This window comes from Rhizobium subbaraonis (assembly GCF_900220975.1).
GTDB classification, from domain to species: domain Bacteria; phylum Pseudomonadota; class Alphaproteobacteria; order Rhizobiales; family Rhizobiaceae; genus Mycoplana; species Mycoplana subbaraonis.
Genome location: NZ_OBQD01000003.1, coordinates 412,050 through 429,089, shown reverse-complemented (window position 1 = coordinate 429,089; position 17,040 = coordinate 412,050). Strand labels below are relative to the sequence as shown.

General features: G+C 62.1%; 24 protein-coding genes and 1 tRNA gene. 18 read left to right on the top strand and 7 right to left on the bottom strand.

What is annotated here, in order from left to right; genetic code table 11:
• Window positions 1-26: 26 nt before the first annotated feature.
• From CRO48_RS06470 to CRO48_RS33445, 13 genes are all read left to right on the top strand, one after another.
• The gene (locus CRO48_RS06470; RefSeq protein WP_097137421.1) at window positions 27-1,199 is read left to right on the top strand and encodes a hypothetical protein; all 1,173 of its coding nucleotides are present in this window, start codon (window positions 27-29) and stop codon (window positions 1,197-1,199) included.
• A 55-nt stretch (window positions 1,200-1,254) separates the two neighbouring features.
• Complete coding sequence (locus tag CRO48_RS06465) at window positions 1,255-1,569, top strand: hypothetical protein (RefSeq protein WP_097137420.1); 315 nt, start codon at window positions 1,255-1,257, stop codon at window positions 1,567-1,569.
• A 2-nt stretch (window positions 1,570-1,571) separates the two neighbouring features.
• The gene (locus CRO48_RS06460) at window positions 1,572-2,285 is read left to right on the top strand and encodes a putative quorum-sensing-regulated virulence factor (RefSeq protein ID WP_097137417.1); all 714 of its coding nucleotides are present in this window, start codon (window positions 1,572-1,574) and stop codon (window positions 2,283-2,285) included.
• Complete coding sequence (locus CRO48_RS32085; protein ID WP_176526671.1) at window positions 2,285-2,521, top strand: hypothetical protein; 237 nt, start codon at window positions 2,285-2,287, stop codon at window positions 2,519-2,521. Before CRO48_RS06460 ends, CRO48_RS32085 begins: the two co-directional genes overlap by 1 nt.
• Complete coding sequence (locus CRO48_RS06455) at window positions 2,514-2,768, top strand: helix-turn-helix domain-containing protein (protein ID WP_176526670.1); 255 nt, start codon at window positions 2,514-2,516, stop codon at window positions 2,766-2,768. Before CRO48_RS32085 ends, CRO48_RS06455 begins: the two co-directional genes overlap by 8 nt.
• Before the next feature lie 90 nt (window positions 2,769-2,858).
• Window positions 2,859-3,467, top strand: a complete 609-nt coding sequence (locus CRO48_RS06450) for a hypothetical protein (RefSeq protein WP_097137413.1) — start codon at window positions 2,859-2,861, stop codon at window positions 3,465-3,467.
• Window positions 3,464-4,060, top strand: a complete 597-nt coding sequence (locus tag CRO48_RS06445; protein WP_097137411.1) for a molecular chaperone DnaJ — start codon at window positions 3,464-3,466, stop codon at window positions 4,058-4,060. The genes CRO48_RS06450 and CRO48_RS06445 overlap by 4 nt, the downstream gene beginning before the upstream one ends.
• Window positions 4,061-4,064: 4 nt before the next feature.
• The gene (ssb, locus tag CRO48_RS06440) at window positions 4,065-4,589 is read left to right on the top strand and encodes a single-stranded DNA-binding protein (RefSeq protein WP_097137409.1); all 525 of its coding nucleotides are present in this window, start codon (window positions 4,065-4,067) and stop codon (window positions 4,587-4,589) included.
• Window positions 4,590-4,593: 4 nt separating this feature from the next.
• On the top strand, window positions 4,594-4,899 hold the full coding sequence (locus CRO48_RS06435; RefSeq protein WP_097137407.1) for a hypothetical protein: 306 nt from the start codon (window positions 4,594-4,596) through the stop codon (window positions 4,897-4,899).
• On the top strand, window positions 4,896-5,132 hold the full coding sequence (locus CRO48_RS06430) for a hypothetical protein (protein ID WP_097137405.1): 237 nt from the start codon (window positions 4,896-4,898) through the stop codon (window positions 5,130-5,132). Before CRO48_RS06435 ends, CRO48_RS06430 begins: the two co-directional genes overlap by 4 nt.
• Window positions 5,125-5,889, top strand: coding sequence for a hypothetical protein (locus CRO48_RS06425; protein ID WP_097137403.1), 765 nt, complete (start codon window positions 5,125-5,127; stop codon window positions 5,887-5,889). Before CRO48_RS06430 ends, CRO48_RS06425 begins: the two co-directional genes overlap by 8 nt.
• Window positions 5,882-6,118 (top strand): hypothetical protein, encoded by a 237-nt coding sequence (locus CRO48_RS06420; RefSeq protein ID WP_097137401.1) that lies wholly within the window; start codon window positions 5,882-5,884, stop codon window positions 6,116-6,118. Before CRO48_RS06425 ends, CRO48_RS06420 begins: the two co-directional genes overlap by 8 nt.
• A 121-nt stretch (window positions 6,119-6,239) precedes the next feature.
• Window positions 6,240-7,886: a recombinase family protein gene (locus CRO48_RS33445; protein ID WP_407071896.1), complete on the top strand. Its 1,647-nt coding sequence runs from the start codon at window positions 6,240-6,242 to the stop codon at window positions 7,884-7,886.
• On the opposite strand, the gene CRO48_RS06405 is transcribed toward CRO48_RS33445, so the two are convergent.
• The 3 genes from CRO48_RS06405 to CRO48_RS06395 all read right to left on the bottom strand — a co-directional run bounded on the left by CRO48_RS06405 (window position 7,843) and on the right by CRO48_RS06395 (window position 10,258).
• Window positions 7,843-7,919 (bottom strand) — tRNA-Met (locus CRO48_RS06405). The genes CRO48_RS33445 and CRO48_RS06405 overlap by 44 nt on opposite strands.
• Before the next feature lie 134 nt (window positions 7,920-8,053).
• Entirely contained in the window at window positions 8,054-9,259 is a 1,206-nt protein-coding gene (gene mnmA / locus CRO48_RS06400; RefSeq protein ID WP_176526669.1) for a tRNA 2-thiouridine(34) synthase MnmA, read from the bottom strand.
• Window positions 9,260-9,520: 261 nt separating this feature from the next.
• Window positions 9,521-10,258, bottom strand: a complete 738-nt coding sequence (locus tag CRO48_RS06395) for a helix-turn-helix transcriptional regulator (RefSeq protein WP_097137398.1) — start codon at window positions 10,256-10,258, stop codon at window positions 9,521-9,523.
• 399 nt (window positions 10,259-10,657) lie between these two features.
• Here CRO48_RS06395 and sciP point away from each other — a divergent pair, with 399 nt between their 5' ends.
• Window positions 10,658-10,933 carry a CtrA inhibitor SciP gene (sciP, locus tag CRO48_RS06390; RefSeq protein ID WP_018327815.1) on the top strand — a complete coding sequence of 92 codons (276 nt, stop codon included), beginning with the start codon at window positions 10,658-10,660 and terminating at the stop codon, window positions 10,931-10,933.
• Between the two features lie 33 nt (window positions 10,934-10,966).
• Here sciP and CRO48_RS06385 read toward each other — a convergent pair whose 3' ends face one another.
• Window positions 10,967-11,431 carry a paraquat-inducible protein A gene (locus CRO48_RS06385; RefSeq protein WP_097137396.1) on the bottom strand — a complete coding sequence of 155 codons (465 nt, stop codon included), beginning with the start codon at window positions 11,429-11,431 and terminating at the stop codon, window positions 10,967-10,969.
• 189 nt (window positions 11,432-11,620) lie between these two features.
• Here CRO48_RS06385 and CRO48_RS06380 point away from each other — a divergent pair, with 189 nt between their 5' ends.
• Entirely contained in the window at window positions 11,621-11,902 is a 282-nt protein-coding gene (locus CRO48_RS06380) for a GNAT family N-acetyltransferase (RefSeq protein WP_097137394.1), read from the top strand.
• A 158-nt stretch (window positions 11,903-12,060) separates the two neighbouring features.
• Here CRO48_RS06380 and CRO48_RS06375 read toward each other — a convergent pair whose 3' ends face one another.
• Window positions 12,061-12,411, bottom strand: coding sequence for a flagellar export protein FliJ (locus CRO48_RS06375; protein WP_097137392.1), 351 nt, complete (start codon window positions 12,409-12,411; stop codon window positions 12,061-12,063).
• 526 nt (window positions 12,412-12,937) lie between these two features.
• Here CRO48_RS06375 and ctrA point away from each other — a divergent pair.
• Window positions 12,938-13,636 (top strand): response regulator transcription factor CtrA, encoded by a 699-nt coding sequence (ctrA, locus tag CRO48_RS06370; RefSeq protein ID WP_097137390.1) that lies wholly within the window; start codon window positions 12,938-12,940, stop codon window positions 13,634-13,636.
• Window positions 13,637-13,817: 181 nt separating this feature from the next.
• On the opposite strand, the gene CRO48_RS06365 is transcribed toward ctrA, so the two are convergent.
• Together CRO48_RS06365 and chpT are read right to left on the bottom strand one after the other, a co-directional pair.
• A complete protein-coding gene (locus CRO48_RS06365; protein WP_097137388.1) occupies window positions 13,818-14,180 on the bottom strand; it encodes a response regulator in 363 nt (120 codons plus the stop codon).
• A 111-nt stretch (window positions 14,181-14,291) separates the two neighbouring features.
• A complete protein-coding gene (gene chpT, locus CRO48_RS06360) occupies window positions 14,292-14,939 on the bottom strand; it encodes a histidine phosphotransferase ChpT (RefSeq protein WP_097137526.1) in 648 nt (215 codons plus the stop codon).
• Between the two features lie 270 nt (window positions 14,940-15,209).
• Between chpT and CRO48_RS06355 the strand changes: the two genes are divergently transcribed.
• On the top strand, window positions 15,210-15,743 hold the full coding sequence (locus CRO48_RS06355; RefSeq protein ID WP_245423450.1) for a DUF1134 domain-containing protein: 534 nt from the start codon (window positions 15,210-15,212) through the stop codon (window positions 15,741-15,743).
• Window positions 15,744-15,857: 114 nt separating this feature from the next.
• Window positions 15,858-17,021, top strand: coding sequence for a coiled-coil domain-containing protein (locus CRO48_RS06350; protein WP_097137385.1), 1,164 nt, complete (start codon window positions 15,858-15,860; stop codon window positions 17,019-17,021).
• The last annotated feature ends 19 nt before the right edge of the window (window positions 17,022-17,040 follow it).

Sequence of the window (17,040 nt, the reverse complement as noted above, 5' to 3'; positions counted from 1 at the left end):
CAGCCCCCTAGAGGAGCCACCGAACAATGGCAGAGAACGAAATCATTACCGCCGACGGGGAAATCATCACCGGCCCGGCAACCGAGCAGACCAGCCTGGCGATCGGCCTGACCCGTGCAGAGATCGACCAGCAAATTGCCACCGCGCATGCCTTCCCCAGGAGCATCGCAAAATCGTCGAAATCGATCTTCGAACTCGTCACGATCGATGAGCAATCCGCCGAGGAGTGCAATTATGCGCTTCCGCGCGGGGGGAAGCCGATCACCGGCCCTTCGATCCGCCTCGCCGAGATCATCGCCGGCCAGTGGGGCAATTGCCGCGTCGGCGCCCGCGTCGTCCATGTTGATCGCGCCGAGAAATACGTCGAGGCCGAAGGCGTCTTTCACGATCTCGAAACCAATGCCGCAACTACGGCCCGGGTCCGCCGCCGCATCGTCGACCGCAATGGCAAGCTCTACAACGACGACATGATCATCGTCACTGGCAACGCCGCGTGCTCGATTGCAAAGCGCAACGCCATCTTGTCAGCGGTGCCAAAAGCCGTCTGGCGCAAGGCATATGACGCCGCCCTTGCCACGATCAAGGGCGACATCAAAACCCTTTCCGAGCGCCGCGACAAAATGCTGAAAGCCTTTTCTGCTTTCGGCGTGAAGCCCGAGCAGATCTTCGCCGCCATCGAGGTCGGCGGCCTCGAAGACATCAACCTTGACCATATCGGCCTGTTGGCCGGCATGCATGCAGCCTTGAAATCGGGCGAGGCAACCGTCGAGGAAATGTTCGCCGTCGCCCCTGCCGCCGGCAGCGCAGGCGGCGAAAAGAAAAACCTCAAGGGCAAGCTCGACGACATCGCCGGGGGGAAGAAGGCCAAGGGCGGCGAGCAACCGGCGGATGACGCCGGGAAGAAGCAGAAGGAAGCCAATAAGCCTGCTGCCAGCGGCAAGCCAACCGAGAAGCCAGAGGGGCCCAACACCGGCGCCGGCGATGCGCGGGATGATGACGACGGCTTCCCCGGAGACACACCCGCGCCCAGCAGCGATGAGATCGAGGCCGCGCGCGACCGCGGTGCCACGGCCTACCATTCCGGTATGAGCCGGAAAGCCCTACCGGGCGAATACAAGGACGTCGCGGCGCTCGCCGAGGCCTGGCTCGCTGCCTACGACGAGGCCAAGGACGAGGAGGAAGGGGGCGACCAGAGCTAGTCGCTACCACCCCTCCTCCCCATCGATCCCGAGAACCCCCTGAGATAGGTGCACTTTGAAAACGGAACGCAACACCTTCGAGCGACTGCTTACCGAATGGCGCGATGCACAAGCGCGTGTCGACGCTCTCAAGATTTTTGAGGAAAATGGCGGCAGCCACCGGCTGCGCGTCATCGCCGATGATGAAAACCATCACATCCAGGCCGGCATTGTCAGCGATCTGATGCACGGTACCGGATACCGGGTTCTGCTCACGACGGCGATCAAGGAGGCCACACTGCGCGCCGAAAAGGCCCGCCAGAGGTTCCTAAACGAGGCAGCCTCCGAAGCCGTCGGCCTAAGCCTGGCCGACAACGGAAAGGCGGCCTGATCATGGCGGTCGTCCGTGTATTCGATACCGAGACGACAGGGCTTCCCGAGGAAGGGAAGCCCGCAGGTCTCCTTGAGGTTGGCTGGACTGACGTGGTCGTCGATGACGGCGGCGCGGTGGTGACCATCACCGATCCGATCGCCCATCTCTGCAATCCGTTCGTCGCAGCGCCCGGTTTGGAGATCGATCCGGGAGCGGCAGCCGCGCACCATATCGAGAAGGAAGATGTCGCCGGCTGCCCCACTCCGGAGGTGATACTGCGGCAGTTGATGGCGGGTGCCGACGTCTTCGCCTGCCACAATCGCGAGTTCGATCGCCAGTTTTTCACCGGCGGCGAGAAGCCGATGATCTGCACGCTCAAGGCAGCGAAGCGCATCTGGCCGACGATGGAGCGCCATTCAAACCAGTATCTTCGATATGCGCTCAAGCTCCCGGTCGACAGATATATCGCCTCCCTCGCCCATCGTGCGGGGCCGGATACGCACGTCACCGCGCATCTCCTTGCGCGCATGATCGAGGAAGGCGCCACGCTGCCCGAAATGATCCGCTGGGCAGACGCTCCGGTTCTACTCGTCCGGATGCCATTCGGCAAACACCGAGGCAGCCCCGTCATGGAACTGCCCGCCGACTATCTGCGATGGCTGAACGGCACCGAACTTGATCGCGACATGCGCCACACCCTACGCCACATCATGAAGCAGCGAGGGCTCGCCTGATGGAAACGACCAAGCCCAATAGGTTCTGGCTAGTCTGTGACGCCACGACAAAAGACGTCGTAAGCACCCACAACCGCGAGCGAGAGGCCGAGGATGCAGCAAAGCAATGCGCCTTGCAGGCAATCGGCACGACCTTTGTCGTGATGCAAGCACATGAGGCCTACGTCGCTTCGGCGGCGGTATCGCGCACCTTCCTTGAATATCCCACCACGGATGAGGAGGCGGCGAATGTCTAAGGCGACCGACACCGACATGCAGATAGCGCACCGCATCCGCGCAATGCGACTGTCGCGCAATATCTCGAAGCAAGAGATCGGCGAGGCGATCGGAACCGCGAAGCACACGATCACCCGGATCGAAGAAGGGCGATCGACGCTGACGGCCGCGCAGCTTGTCGCCGTGGCCGCCCTTTTCGGCGTCCTCGTTTCAGTCCTTGTCGGCGAATTGCCGGCCTCACCGGAAAGCGGCGACGCCGCGGGCTAGCCCAGTCTCCACCCCGAATTCGAATGCGCTGCCGCGCCACATCGGCGCGGCAAACGACCCCTTGCACCCCGAAACAAGAGGCGCATCCCTATGACCAACAAACTTGCCGGAACCCTGGAATATCTGAGGTGGGACCATCCCTGGAAAGTCACGAGCGCCGCCGGTGACCTCGATCTTTCGCCCCCTTTTTGGGAGGCCGCTCAGATCATGCAGGGCCACCCGGCGGTCCTATCCTACACCCGCGATAGCTTCACCCTCGCTCTCGACGAAAGCGCGGAACACATCATCACGATGAGGGCCGTCGGAGAAGGCATCCTCCTCACGCGGAAAGATGGCGATTTCGGCTTCCAGAACGTCCTTGCCTACGCCGAGGACGCCTTCATTCGGCTGAACGGCCGCCGGATCATCGCAACCATTGACGCCGACCGCTTCGACATCATTGCCGACCCGTTCGCGCCACCCGTGCCCGATGTGAACTACTTTGGCAGCGGAAACATGGGGCGCATCCCCGATCCCATGCCCTGCCGGCCTGGCGATGGCGCCGAGACCTGCATCTTTCTGGTCGGCGGCCCTTCCGGCTTCGAGTGCGCAAAGTTCTCTTCGATCGCGCGCACCGTTCTTTCGCGGAAGGCGGACGGCACCATGCGCGCCGGCCGCATCGGCAATTGCCGGCTCAACGGGCGGGAGGGCGCACATTGACCGCCGCCTTCCCCCTAGCATGGCCGGACACGATCCCTCGCTCGAAGGCGCGGGAAAAGGGCCAGTTCCGCACATCGCTCGCCGGCGCCCTCAAGAACGTGGAGACCTCGGTCACCGCATTCGGACGCGACAGCGGGAAAGCCGTCGCGAGCTTCGTGATCTCGTCGAACGTGACGCTCGGCGCTGTTCGACCGCACGACCCCGGCGTCGCGATTTGGTTCGTCTGGGACGGAATGCAGGTCTGCATCCCGGTCGATCGGTACCAGACCGTCGAAGCGAACTTGCAGGCGATCCACCTGATCATTGAAGCCAGGCGCACCGAACTCAGGCACGGCACGCTCGCGCTCGTCCGCGCAACCTTCACCGGCTTCCTTGCACTGCCGCCCGGCGCCAACAGGCGCCATTGGCGAGACGTTCTAGGTCTCAACACCTTTCACAAGGGCATCCGTAATCCGGTCAGTCGGAGCAGCATCGAGGAAGCCTTCCGGCGCCTTTCCAAAGAACGGCACCCCGACACCCCCACCGGCTCGCACGAGGCGATGGCCGAACTCAATCGCGCCCGCGACGAGGCGCTCGCAGAAGTAAGGATCTAGAACGATGGCTGGCAGCGTAAACAAGGTGGTTCTCGTTGGCCGCGTAGGCGCCGACCCCGACTATCATCGCTTTCAACATGGCGAATTGGTCGATTTCAGCCTCGCCACATCCGAAACATGGCGCGATCGCACGACAGGCGAGCGCAAGGAAAAGACGCAATGGCACAAGGTCAAGGTGTCCGCGGAAGGACTAGTCAAGATCGCCAAGGACTTCATCCGCAAAGGGTCGCACGTCTATGTCGAGGGCATGGTCGAATATGAAAGCTGGGAGAAGGATGGCGAGCGCAAGTATGCCACCAAGATCCATGTGAAAGCCTTTCACGGCTCGATCCAGCTGCTCGACAAGCGCGATGGCGACAACGGTGGGGAACGGCGGCAGTCCGACAGCCGCGGCTCTTCCTCTGGCGGCCGTTCCGCCAATTCGGGCGGGTCGAGCAACTACGGCGGCTCCGGCGGCAGCCCAGGCCGCGGATCCAGCTTCTCGCGCGATCTCGACGACGACATCCCGTTCGCGCCGGAATGGAGGTGACGCCATGACCAACGAGCAGAAGATTGCCCGCCTGGCCTGCTGTGTGCCGTTCTGCCGTCGCACGCGCCACAATCGCGAGGGTTACAGCGAATGGATCTGCGCTGTTCACTGGCCTCTGGTTTCGAAGACGCTGAAGCGACGTCGGATGAGGCTCGACCGGCGCTATCGTCGGCTTTTCGGGAGCAATCCTTTCTGGGCATACAAAGGCGGCTCACCGGAGCGCCTAGAGGCCGTGAAGCTTGATCGGCTGCGCGGTAAGGCATGGGACGCATGCAAGCGCCAGGCAATCGAGAGGGCGGCAGGGATATGAGCGAACTAACACAAGGACAAGAGCAGCTTTGCCAGCAATCGGCCGGCCTCGTAACCGCCTTCGAAGCCCTTTCGACCGGGGCGGATAGCCTAGCGGTCGATCTCGCACTCGCTACCGTCTTCGGCCGGAGGGCGGCAGCATCGGGGTGCCACTTCTCGACATCGTTCGCCATGTTCAAGGTCGCCTCTTTTGAGGCTTTCCTCGAAGCTCGTCGGGAGGCTCGCCGTGGCTGACCGCCCTATTCTCTTCTCCGCTCCGATGGTGCGCGCGCTCCTCGACGGCCGAAAGACCCAGACACGGCGGGTTATCAACTTCGCCAACATCGAGAAAGTGCTCGACTTCGTGAAGGTCGCCACCGACGCCGCCGGGCATGCCGTCTACGAGATGAAAGGTGCGGACGACCAGTTTGTCACCCGCCCCGCGAGCAAAGGCTTGGTCGACTATCATTTCTCGCCTCGCATCGCGGTCGGGGATCGCCTCTATGTTCGCGAGGCTTGGCGCGTCGCGCAGCGGTGGAACGGAACCGCTCCCCGGGATCTGTCACCGCGCACTATGACGGTATTCGGCGAAGCCGGCGGCTCGATCGCAAATCAGGACAGCCGCGACGACTGGCGCCCGTCCGCCTGGCCCGAGCTCGGGAACCTTCCAGCGTGGGCCGGAAAGTTCCGGCAGGCGATGCATATGCCCCGCTGGGCATCGCGGATCACGCTCCTCGTCGACGACATCAAGGTCGAGCGGTTGCAGGACCTCAGCGAGCAGGATGCTTTCGCAGAAGGCGTATGGCACGGCGGGACGTTCAACCGCTTCGCAGACGACCTCGCCGCGTCGGCAATCCCCGGGAGGTGGTTTCCTACCGCGACCGATTGGTATCGTGACTTATGGAAGCGACTGAACGGCCCCGGCTCGTGGGCTGCGAACCCGTGGGTCGTCGCCTACACCTTCCGCGTCGTAATGGGCAACATCGACGAGATCGGCTCGGGCGATGGCTAACCGCATCCTGCCGAACGGCACAGTGATCGTTGAGGAGAGGACGCCTGCGGAGGAAAAAGAATTCCTCGAATTCTACGCTGCCGTCCTTGAGCGGGAGGCGGGCGCCCGCATCTCCCGCCAACCCGATTTCGCCGCGACGCTGCAAGCCTGGGCGGACAAAGCCAGCGCGAAAGCCGCGGCGATCAATACCCGCCCGGCCCAGGGCGACCTTTTCGGAGATCCGCATTGAACCCGAAAGAACAACGTTCCGACCTTTGCCCCGTTCTGCTTAACATCATCGACGCCCTTGTGAAGATGCCCCTAGCTCCGGGCGATGAAGCAAAGAACGAAAATGACGAAAGCACTGAGCCATGCGAACAAATCGAAAGTCAGCCGCAGGAAAGCGAGCGGTCTTCTACGCCCGGTACTCGACGGACCTCCAAAAAGATCGATCGATTGACGATCAGGTGGCACTTTGCCGGGAATATGCGGGGAGAAACGGCCTGCTCGCTGGCCGCGTCTATTCTGACCGGGCGCAAACGAGCTCGTCGCTGATCGGCCGCGACGGGATAATGCAACTCATGGCGGATGCCCGGAACGGCGATTTTGATGTCGTCGTGGTCGAGGCGCTCGATCGCATATCGCGCGATCAGGAAGATCTGGCAGGTATCTTCAAGCGGCTGTCGTTCGGCGGTGTCGAGATTGTCGCCGTCCATGAAGGGGTCGCCGATGCGATGCAGATCGGCATCCGCGGCCTGCTTGGCACCATGTTCCTTGCCGATCTTAAGCATAAGGTCCGGCGTGGGATGGCCGGGGTCGTCGCCGACGGCCGCACGGCAGGCGGCAACGCCTATGGCTACGATCTCGTCCCCGGGAAGCCTGGCGAGCGGACGATCAATGAAGAGCAGGCCGCCATTATTCGCAGCATCTTCGAAATGTATCTCTGCGGGATGAACCCCCGGGAGATCGCGCGGCGCCTGAATGCGGACGGCGTCCTTCCGCCTCGGGGCTCGAAGTGGAATGCGAGCACCATCAATGGCAACAAGGGCCGAGCCTACGGCATCCTGCAAAACGCGCTCTACAATGGCCAGATCATTTGGAACCGCGTCACGATGGTCCGCGATCCGGATACCGGCAAGCGTGTGAGCAGAGAGAACCCACCCGAGGAATGGAAGTTTTCGGAAGCCCCGCACCTTGCGATCGTGCCGCGAGATGTCTTTGAGGCTGTCCAGAAGAGGAAAGCCGATAGGTCCATCGCCCACGGCGATCATCGGCGGGCGAACAAGCCGAAACGGATCTTTTCCGGCCTCCTTCGCTGCCGCAAGTGCGGCGGGGGCATGGGCTCCAAGGGGGTGCACGGCGGCGCCATCCGCATTCGCTGCTCCCGCTATTCCGAAAGCGGATCTTGCGACAACAAGAAATCCTACCGCCTCGATCGCATCGAGACCGGCGTGATCCACGGCATGCTCAACCTCTTGCAGAAGCCCGAAGCAACGCAAGAATATCTGGCTAGATTTTTCGCCCAGCAGCGCAGGACAAATGACGGCGCGGCCAAGCGCGCCGGCGAGATCGAGCGCCGGCTTATCAAGATGACCGGAGAGCAGGATCGCCTCATCTCGCTCTTCACCAATGGAACGCTCCCGATGGAACGCGTCGAGGGACGGCTCAAGGAATTGCAGGCGGAGCGGGATCGCTTGGGCGAAGAATTGAAGGACGCGCAGAAGCTCGTGCCCGCCGTGGAAATTCATCCGGCGGCCCTGCGGCAATTTGTTCGGAAGCTTGAGCGCGTGAAGCAGACGATCGAGAACGAGGGCACGATCTTCGATCCCGACGCATTTTCATCGTTTCGGGCTGCTGTCTCTCATATCGTCGTGGGCGATGGGAAGGATGACAGCGCTTATGAGGTCGATGTCGTTACCTATATCGCTGCGCTCACCGGCCAAACCGACCTCGTCGGTTATGGGGGGAGGCTGCTGGTAGCGGAGGAGGGATTCGAACCCCCGACACAAGGATTATGATTCCTCTGCTCTAACCTACTGAGCTACTCCGCCGCCGGGCGAAACGGAAAATTTGAGTTCGTTTTCCGTTCGGGACGGGCGGCTTATAAGGTGCCCTTCCCTTCAGTGTCAAGCGCCGTTTCCCGCAAAAATGCACGGCGGCGCAAAGGCTTGTGAATAGTTCCTCTTCAGGCAGCCGTCGGGATGGAAAGAACGCGCTTCAGCGCCGCTTCTGCCGACGATTCGCGCTCGGAGCGGGCGATGAAGCCGCCGCCATAGATGCGCGCGTCCTCGCCTTCGCCCGAATAGAGCGCGCAGGCCTGGCCCGGCGCCACGCCGGCCTCGCCTTCCTCCAGTTCGACGTAGAGGCCGCCCTGGTCGGCATTGAGCCGCGCCGGCCGCGGCGGGCGGGTCGAGCGCACCTTGGCAAAGCAGGAGAAGCCGGCAGCGGCAACCGTGTCGAGATCGCCGTCGCCCAGCCAGTTCACGTCGCGCAGATAGAGGCGGCGCGTGTCCAGCGCCTCCTTCGGCCCGACGATCACCCGGCGCGAGCGCGCGTCGAGATAGACGACATAGAGCGGCTCGCCGGTGGCGATGCCGATGCCGCGCCGCTGGCCTATTGTGTAGTGCAGGATGCCTTCGTGCTGTCCGAGCACGCGCCCGTCGATATGCACGATATCACCCGCCAGCGCTGCGTTCGGCTTCAGCTTGGAAACGATGTCAGAATATTTGCCCTGCGGCACGAAGCAGATGTCCTGGCTGTCCGCCTTCTTGGCGACGACGAGGCCCATCTCCTCGGCAAGCGCCCGCACCTCCGCCTTGCTGAGATGGCCGAGGGGAAAGCGCAGGTAGTCGATCTGTTCCTGCGTGGTGGCGAACAGGAAATAGCTCTGGTCGCGCTCGGCATCCACCGGGCGGTAGAGCGCGCGCCGGCCGGGATCGCCCGGGACGGGATTGGGTCTTGAGCGGATGTAGTGGCCGGTCGCAAGCGCGTCGGCCCCCAGTTCCTTCGCCGTGGCAAGCAGGTCGGCAAACTTGACCGTCTGGTTGCAGGCGACGCAGGGGATCGGCGTTTCGCCGGCGATGTAGCTTTCTGCAAAGGGATTGATGACCGTCTCGCGGAAACGCTTTTCGTAATCGAGAACGTAATGCGGAATGCCGAGCGTCTCGCAAACGCGGCGCGCGTCCTCGATGTCCTGACCCGCACAGCAGGAACCGGCGCGATGCACCGCCGCGCCGTGATCGTAGAGCTGCAGCGTGATGCCGAGCACATCGTAGCCTTCGCGCTTGAGAATGCCGGCGACGACGGACGAGTCCACGCCGCCCGACATGGCGACGACGACGCGTGTATCTTCCGGCTTCCTGTCAAAATCGAGACTGTTCACGACATCCATCCGATGGTTCTTGCGCGGGGCATTTGCGGCCGCGGCGGCGGCAACGACACAAGCGCAGCTCGGCGCCGCGCGGACGCCCGTCGCCGACATATAGAAACTTGCGCCCTTTTGGGCAAGGCGGGCGCGCATATGCGACGTCCGCCGCGCCTGCGAAAGCAGGCCTGCCGCTGATTTTCCGCCCGGAGCGCTGCACAGCGCCGTTGCACGCGGCCCGCAAATGCCGCGCGCAACCGCGGGCATCGTTGCGGCTACGACATGGGCCTAGATGATCTTCAACCGCAGGGCCGAGGCTATGGCCTGCATCCGATTGACCGCGTCCAGCTTCTTCGTCGCCGACTTGAAATAGCTGCTGACGGTATAGGCGGATATCCCCAAGATAATGGCGATCTCGTCACCGCTCTTGCCGGCCGCGGCCCAGCGCAGACACTCGATCTCTCGGCCCGACAGGCGTTCGCGCGCGGCGGGTCGCGGCGCAAAAGTCTGCTCCAGGCATTCGAACACCTGCACCGAGGTGAAATAGAGGCCAGGCAGCTTTTCCGGGTCCGGCTCGGCCGATTTCCCGGAGTAGACGACGATAAAGGGCTCGGCCGCGGTCGTGTGGAGGAAAAACGCGACCGACGTGGTAAAGCCGAAGCGTTCCGCAAGCCCCGATGCGGTGTCGGCGGCATGCCGGGGCGCCAACAGTTCCGCACCGCCTGTGACCGGCCGCTTCGTCTGCGCCACATCCGCGACGAGGCGGCTTTCATGGAACACGCCAAGGCCGTCATAGCTGCGCACCATCTCGGTCGGCCAGTTGCTGATCACCAGCCGTTCGGCAAAGCCCAGCCGTTCGCTCTCCGGAAACCGGGCGACAAGAAAGTGGCTGAAGCCGAAATGATCGGCACAGCGGCGAAAGAGGCGCAGCACCTCATACTCCGTGCGCACCCCTTCCAGCGAACGACCGCTCAGGAAATCGGCCGGACGCTGCTGGTTCATCAATAAATTGTCGACGTATGTCATCGATGGACCTCAAGCCCCGGCTCGGCTGAAGCTGCTCTGCACCGTTGCTCATGTTGAAAAGAAGGCATCTCCAGAAACCCCGGAAGGACAAGAGACATGACGCTTGCACGGCGACGATACGCAGCTACGACCGGCGCGGCACGGCCACTGATCACAAGGCATGTAGCAGAGGCAACATCTTGCTGGATATAGCGAATTCTCGTGGTGCAGACTTGTATAGCACGCCCCGGGCCGCAAGCTGCGGAGTGGATCCCGGCTACAGCGGCCACATGCATTGCCACAGTCTTGTTCCGCCGGATCGTTTCAATTGTTAGCGAATTGTTACGATTAGCTTAGGCAAATTTTAAATGTGGCAAACTACAGTCCGATCATATGGTCTTGTGTGTAGTAGAGAGTCCTATGACCGAAATGATACGACCCCGCGTTAAGTATGTCATCGGCCCCGATGGCAGCCCCTTGACGATCGCCGATCTGCCGCCCGCCAATACGCGGCGCTGGGTGATCCGCAGGAAGGCTGAAGTGGTGGCCGCCGTACGCGGTGGCCTGCTGAGCCTCGAGGAAGCCTGCGAGCGTTATACGCTGACGGTCGAGGAATTCCTTTCCTGGCAGTCTTCCATCAACGATCACGGTCTGGCGGGTCTGCGCACCACGCGCATCCAGCAGTACAGGCACTAGTCAGGCACTGGCCGCCTTGCACCCTCCCCTTCTTCACTGCGGCCGCACTCGTTGCGGCCGCAGTCGCATTTGCAGCAGCCCCGTCATGACCGCCGAGGCGGCATAGAACCACAGCCCCGGCTGCGTGAAGGCTTCCGCAACGCCGCTCGTCTTTGCTGCGAAGATGACGAGCGCGACCAGCATGACGTCCACCATCGACCACCGCGCCAGCAGCGGCAGAAGCCTAGCAAACAGCCGCTCGTGCGCTCCCCCTTCGACCGGCACCGTCGCCTCGAAGGCGATCGCGATCAGCTTGACCACCGGAAAGACGATCGACAGCAGCCCGACGATCGCGGCCAGAGCCCGGTTCTCCTCCGCCCAGAGATAGGCGATGATGCCGAGGAGCGACGGCGTCTCGCTGAAAAAGTAGAGCTTCTCGAACAGCACCAGCGGCAGAACGATGCCGAACGCCAGCGACAACGTCGAGAGAATGAGCAGGACGGGTACGATCAGCGTCATCGATTGCCTCGCGCGAATTTTCCGCCATGCATAACATTGCGCCATGACCGTTGCAGCATCAGCAAGCCCTCCCGCGGCGCCCGGGCCCATGCGGGATGCATTTTTTCTTGCGCGGGACTATGCGGAGGCGGGCCGCGCCCCTACGTCCCCCTGATCGATGGCGAGAAACAGACAGGGAGAATGCACGCGATGGAGATTCGCAGCACGGAAAACGGTTCACACGGGCGCTACGCCGTCACCGTCGACGGCCATGAGGCGGAAATGACCTATTCCCGCACCTCGCCGCAATTGGTCATCATAGACCACACCGGCGTTCCCGACGCGCTGCGCGGCCGCGGCGTCGGTCAAGCCCTCGCCCTGCACGCCGTCGAACAGGCGCGCGCCGGAGGCTGGAAGATCATGCCGCTTTGCCCGTTCTTCCGCGCCCAGGCGACGCGGCATCCGGAATGGAGCGATGTGGTAACCCTCTGATCCGTCGAACCTCTGTGACAAACGAGAAGAACCCTCAGGACCGCAAACTCGTTCGGTCATGAGGGTTCTTCCTGATGCCCGCGCGCAATGTCAATGCCGCAATGCGCGTCATCGGCATGAGCCGGCCTGATGGCCGGAGCAGACAGGTCGTATCGGCGTCAGGCGCGGATGCGCACCGCGTTGTCACGCTCCTCCAGCGCGGATGCCTTGGCAAAATCTGCCTCCGCCTCTTCGAGCGCCAGTTCGGCGGCGTCCTGCTGCACCTTCAGTTCCCGGATGGAAACCAGCAGGTTGTCGGCACGCTGGCGTGCGGCCTTGGCAAAGGTCGGATAGGCAAAATGACTCGGGTCCGAGATGCCGGACCTTTTTTCTTCGATAGCGATCTGGCTTTCCAGTTCCTTCGACATCCGCTCGAATTCGGACATCATCATCTGCAACTGGTTCAGCTGTCGCCTTTTTTCCTTCACCTGAAATTCCTTCAGGCGAACTAGGCTCTCACGTGACTTCATACGCAATACTCCCGTGGATAGCGAGACCCCGGCACTTGGCGGACGGTCGGCGCAGGCGCGCAAAACGTCCAACCAACAAGCTTAAGGCATGCTTCGCTTGGTAACAGAACGAAGCAGACCGACATTTTCACCCGACCAACGAACCGGTTGGACCGGAACCGGCAAAAAAATCTGCCGATATTAACGAAACCCTACCGCTGGTAACCTTTCGTTTACGGGCATCGTTAATCATAGGTCGCATGATTTAAGGGTCGGTAAATGCAAAACCCAAAATGCCGCATGCCTTGTAATCACGAGTCGAAAGAGTCGGTTAGCGCAATTTCCTCACAATGTGGGTGAGGTGTGTGCTTTCAAATTTCTTCATAAATTCAGGGAGCTGCTAAAATTATTTAACAATTTCGATACATCTTGCCAGAGTGAATCAGAATTTGTTAACCATTCGGTGGCAGCCTCAAATCAGGCAACGACTGGATCCGTATCGTGTAGAGGGGCCAGGACACCTTGAGCGGCGGAAAAGGGGACATAGATGCGGGTACTACTCATTGAGGACGATAGCGCGACAGCGCAGAGCATCGAGTTGATGCTCAAATCCGAAAGTTTCAATGTCTACACGACTGATCTGGGCGAAGAGGGCGTCGATCTCGGCAAGCTCTACGACTACGACATCATCCTGCTGGACCTGAACCTCCCGGACATGTCCGGTTACGAGGTTCTGCGCACGCTGCGCCTGGCCAAGGTCAAGACTCCGATCCTGATCCTCTCCGGCATGGCCGGCATCGAGGACAAGGTACGCGGCCTCGGCTTCGGCGCCGACGACTATATGACCAAGCCCTTCCACAAGGACGAACTGGTGGCCCGCATTCACGCCATCGTCCGCCGCTCCAAGGGCCATGCGCAATCGGTCATCTCCACCGGCGAACTCATCGTCAATCTCGACGCGAAGACCGTCGAGGTCGGCGGCCAGCGGGTTCACCTGACCGGCAAGGAATACCAGATGCTCGAGCTGCTCTCGCTGCGCAAGGGCACCACGCTGACCAAGGAAATGTTCCTCAACCACCTTTATGGCGGCATGGACGAGCCGGAGCTGAAGATCATCGACGTCTTCATCTGCAAGCTGCGCAAGAAACTCGCGAACGCCGCCGGCGGCGCCAATTACATCGAGACCGTATGGGGCCGTGGCTACGTGCTGCGCGAGCCCGACGGCGACTATCTCGAAAGCGCCTGATCGCGCTCACAACCACCCGCAGAATACAGAACCCGCCTGTCGAAGGCGGGTTTTTTGCCACCCGGGAGCCGGTCCGGAATTCATCGCATCGGTTGCTCCGGAGCCCATGGTGGCAACATGCAAAACGCGGCAGCGAGATCCGCTACCGCGTTCAGGATTTCCAGAGAACCGACCGGAGCGGTCAGGCTGCGATGGAGAGATTGGCGAAGACGCTCGTCAGGATCTTGCGGTCGAACGGCTTCAGCAGGAAATCGTCGGCCCCTGCCCGCTTGCCCATCATCATCTTCTTCAGATCGGCCTCGACGACGCAGTAGAAGATGCGCACCGTCTCGCCCTTGGGCAGCATGCGGATATTGCCGATCAGCTCCAGCGCGCCGTCCATGGTGGAATCGACGATGACGACGTTTGGCAGTTCGGCCTCGCAGCGCACCAGCGCCTCAAGCGAGTTCGACGCTTCGAGCACAAGGTAATCCAGGCCTGAGAGGATTCGTTTTCCGACCTTGCGGACGACGTCCGAGCCGTCCGCAATCATGATGCGCCGCATCGCCTGCTCCACTTCCCCGCTCGCGGGAGCGGTCAATCATGAACTAAGTGTAGCGGTATCTGGCAAATAAAAGGTTACCGCCCGGCGCAGCATGGCCGCCGGGCCGCTCCCTCAGCCGGCGACGACCTTCGCCACGAAGGTGATCTCCTCGGGCGAGGAGACGATGTCGAGTTGCATCCCGGCTTCATCTGCCAGAAGTACCGTGTAGTAGGGCTGGATGCTATGGGCGTCGACGGCTTCTTCCAGCTGGCCCGAAAGCATCTCGTTGAACTTCGGCGGCACGCGCAGCATGCGCCCCTTGGCGGTCAGGCGGAACTCGGCGTCGAGTTCCGGGCGCTCGAGCGTCACGTCGATCGAGCCGCCGCGCGGGATCGCGCCATAGGCGACAAGGAACAGGTTGAGAAGCAGCTTCACGCGGTTCTTGGCAATGATGGCGCGCGGCCCGCTCCAGGTGATTTCGGTCTTCTTCTCCGCTGCTGCAAAGTCGCGGGCGGCCTTCTCGGCTTCTCCGGTATCGATCGACGCCCCGACCGAACCGGAGGCGCCGAACGCAAGGCGCGCGAACTTCAACCGCACCGAAGCGTTCAGTGCGCTTGTGCGGATCAACTCCATCGCATCTTCGTCTGCCCCGCCCTCGTCGAGCAGTTCCAGACCGTTGTTGATCGCACCGACGGGCGAAATGACGTCGTGGCACACGCGGCTGCACAGCAGCGCCGCCAGGTCTGGACCGCTCAGAGTGAGGTTCGGATTCTTTGCCATGAAGGTCTCCAAAATGCCGGCAGCCGCCAAGGCTCCGTTTGCAACCGGCGGGCTTTGCGCACAGTCCCAATCGACACTTAACACGCGAAAATAACGCGAAGCAGTTTCAATTAGAAGTCAGCCATAAAGACACCACATTTGGTAAACCGATTGTTAACACGATCCGGTCAAATTGACAGTCATGACGATGTCCCGAACCACGACGAGGGAATAAACATGCGTGTTTCGAATTTGACCCGGCGCTCGGCGCTGCTTTCCGCAATCGGCGCGATGATGGCCCTCGCAATGCCGGCCGCCTCCCATGCCCAGGGCACCGGCGGCTCGACCTATAGCGTGCAGGAGATCGTCGATGCCGGCCACAGCTTCTTCGGCTCAACCACCGGGGGCCTTGCCAAGGTCGTCGAGCGCGCCTTCGAGTCCTATGGTCTGCCGAACGGCTACATTCTCGGCCAGGAAGGCTCGGGCGCCTTCGTCGCCGGCCTGACCTATGGCGAAGGCGAGATGAACACCAAGAACGCCGGCAGCCATCCGGTGTTCTGGCAGGGCCCGTCCCTCGGCCTCGACTGGGGTGGACAGGGCAGCCGCACCATGATGCTCGTCTACAACCTCCCCGACGTGAACGCGCTTTACACGCGGTTTGCCGGCGTCTCGGGCGCGGCCTATGTGGTCGCCGGCGTCGGCATGACGGTGCTGACCGAGCAGAACATGGTCATCGTACCGATCCGCACCGGCCTCGGTGCACGGCTCGGCGTCAATGCCGGCTATCTGAAGCTAACCCGTAACCCCACCTGGAATCCGTTCTGAGTGCAGTTTACCACCGTAACCGAAATTGCTCGCGCAGCCTCTGTGCAACGGGGCTGCGTCGGCTATAGTGGCCCAAAGTCACGGGAATGACCGAAGAACGGGATCTGCAGCGTCGTGATTGAATATGCCCTGCTATTCGCCCTCGGCTTCCTGGCAGCCACGCTGGTCGGGTTGCTCGTCGCGCCTGCGATCCAGCGCCGCATCGTCGCCTACACCGAGAACCGGATGAAGGCGACAACCCCGCTGAGCCCGCAGGAAGTCCGCGCCCAGACCGACATGGCCCGTGCCGCATTTGCGGCGGAGAACGCCCGGGTTTCGCAAAGCCTGGTTCGTGAACGGGAAAAGGGCACGCGCCTTGCCGTGCAGAACGAGGCGCTGAAGCGCGACGTCAGCCGGCTGGCCGCCGACAATGCCGACCTAAAGGCGCACATCGAGGACATGAACGTCGACGCCGGCGACCTGCGCTCGTCGCTCCGCCTGGATGAGCAGAAATTCGCGCAGTTGAAAGCCCAGCTTGACGCAGCCGACCGGGAAATCCTGCACAAAAAGCGCGAGATAGAGATCCTCAACGCCAATCGCGACCTCGTCCAGAGCGACCTGAACGACCATATGATCGCCCTTGCCGCGAAGGACACCGAGATCGAGAACCTCGGAAGCCGGCTGCTGGCCCTGCGCCACGAGCGCGACAAGCTGGTCGAGGGCCTGCGCGCCGCCCAAGCGAGCCTGAAGGAAACCAGCCTCAAGCTCTCGCGCGAGGAAAACAGGGCCCGACAACTCGAAACCAAGCTTGCCCGCGAGCAGAACCAGAGCGCCGGCACGGACGCAGCATTGGAACGCCCCGTTGCCGAAATCGGAAGGCTGCGCGAAAAGCTGAAAAACCCCAGTCCCGACATCAGGCCCCAGGCCCGCATTGCACGCACACCGGAAATGAAGCCTCTCCTCGCCGCCCCTGCCGAAATCCCTCTCATCGAACACGGCCGCGAAACGGCGTCTGGAAACGGCGAAAACGTTCTGGACCTGCTGTCCCTGGAAGCCGACGTACGCGACCGCAGTGCCGCAATCACCCAGCGCCTTTCAGAGGCGCCGTCTGCGGCAACCGATGCGGCACTGCGCGAGGAGATGGCAGTCGTTGCGGCCAAGATGATTGTCCTGACCGATGCGCACGAGGGCGACGCCTCGCCGATCCGCGGCCTGCTGGACCAGGCACCTCCGGCAAACGGAACGGGCAGGCTGAGCCTCGCCAGCCGCGCCAAGGATATGCTTCCGCCGCGGGGATAAACCGCCCCCGTCAGCCCCT

What these genes read in the sequence shown, in the direction of transcription:
- CRO48_RS06470 (WP_097137421.1), top strand. Translation starts at nt 27, where the DNA reads ATGGCAGAGAACGAAATCATTACCGCCGACGGGGAAATCATCACCGGC.
- CRO48_RS06365 (WP_097137388.1), bottom strand. Translation starts at nt 14,180, where the DNA reads ATGCGGCGCATCATGATTGCGGACGGCTCGGACGTCGTCCGCAAGGTC.
- CRO48_RS06455 (WP_176526670.1), top strand. Translation starts at nt 2,514, where the DNA reads ATGTCTAAGGCGACCGACACCGACATGCAGATAGCGCACCGCATCCGC.
- CRO48_RS06430 (WP_097137405.1), top strand. Translation starts at nt 4,896, where the DNA reads ATGAGCGAACTAACACAAGGACAAGAGCAGCTTTGCCAGCAATCGGCC.
- CRO48_RS33445 (WP_407071896.1), top strand. Translation starts at nt 6,240, where the DNA reads ATGCGAACAAATCGAAAGTCAGCCGCAGGAAAGCGAGCGGTCTTCTAC.
- sciP (WP_018327815.1), top strand. Translation starts at nt 10,658, where the DNA reads ATGACCGAAATGATACGACCCCGCGTTAAGTATGTCATCGGCCCCGAT.
- CRO48_RS06420 (WP_097137401.1), top strand. Translation starts at nt 5,882, where the DNA reads ATGGCTAACCGCATCCTGCCGAACGGCACAGTGATCGTTGAGGAGAGG.
- CRO48_RS06385 (WP_097137396.1), bottom strand. Translation starts at nt 11,431, where the DNA reads ATGACGCTGATCGTACCCGTCCTGCTCATTCTCTCGACGTTGTCGCTG.
- mnmA (WP_176526669.1), bottom strand. Translation starts at nt 9,259, where the DNA reads ATGGATGTCGTGAACAGTCTCGATTTTGACAGGAAGCCGGAAGATACA.
- CRO48_RS06450 (WP_097137413.1), top strand. Translation starts at nt 2,859, where the DNA reads ATGACCAACAAACTTGCCGGAACCCTGGAATATCTGAGGTGGGACCAT.
- ctrA (WP_097137390.1), top strand. Translation starts at nt 12,938, where the DNA reads ATGCGGGTACTACTCATTGAGGACGATAGCGCGACAGCGCAGAGCATC.
- chpT (WP_097137526.1), bottom strand. Translation starts at nt 14,939, where the DNA reads ATGGCAAAGAATCCGAACCTCACTCTGAGCGGTCCAGACCTGGCGGCG.
- CRO48_RS06375 (WP_097137392.1), bottom strand. Translation starts at nt 12,411, where the DNA reads ATGAAGTCACGTGAGAGCCTAGTTCGCCTGAAGGAATTTCAGGTGAAG.
- CRO48_RS06395 (WP_097137398.1), bottom strand. Translation starts at nt 10,258, where the DNA reads ATGACATACGTCGACAATTTATTGATGAACCAGCAGCGTCCGGCCGAT.
- CRO48_RS06460 (WP_097137417.1), top strand. Translation starts at nt 1,572, where the DNA reads ATGGCGGTCGTCCGTGTATTCGATACCGAGACGACAGGGCTTCCCGAG.
- CRO48_RS06355 (WP_245423450.1), top strand. Translation starts at nt 15,210, where the DNA reads ATGATGGCCCTCGCAATGCCGGCCGCCTCCCATGCCCAGGGCACCGGC.
- CRO48_RS06380 (WP_097137394.1), top strand. Translation starts at nt 11,621, where the DNA reads ATGGAGATTCGCAGCACGGAAAACGGTTCACACGGGCGCTACGCCGTC.
- CRO48_RS32085 (WP_176526671.1), top strand. Translation starts at nt 2,285, where the DNA reads ATGGAAACGACCAAGCCCAATAGGTTCTGGCTAGTCTGTGACGCCACG.
- ssb (WP_097137409.1), top strand. Translation starts at nt 4,065, where the DNA reads ATGGCTGGCAGCGTAAACAAGGTGGTTCTCGTTGGCCGCGTAGGCGCC.
- CRO48_RS06435 (WP_097137407.1), top strand. Translation starts at nt 4,594, where the DNA reads ATGACCAACGAGCAGAAGATTGCCCGCCTGGCCTGCTGTGTGCCGTTC.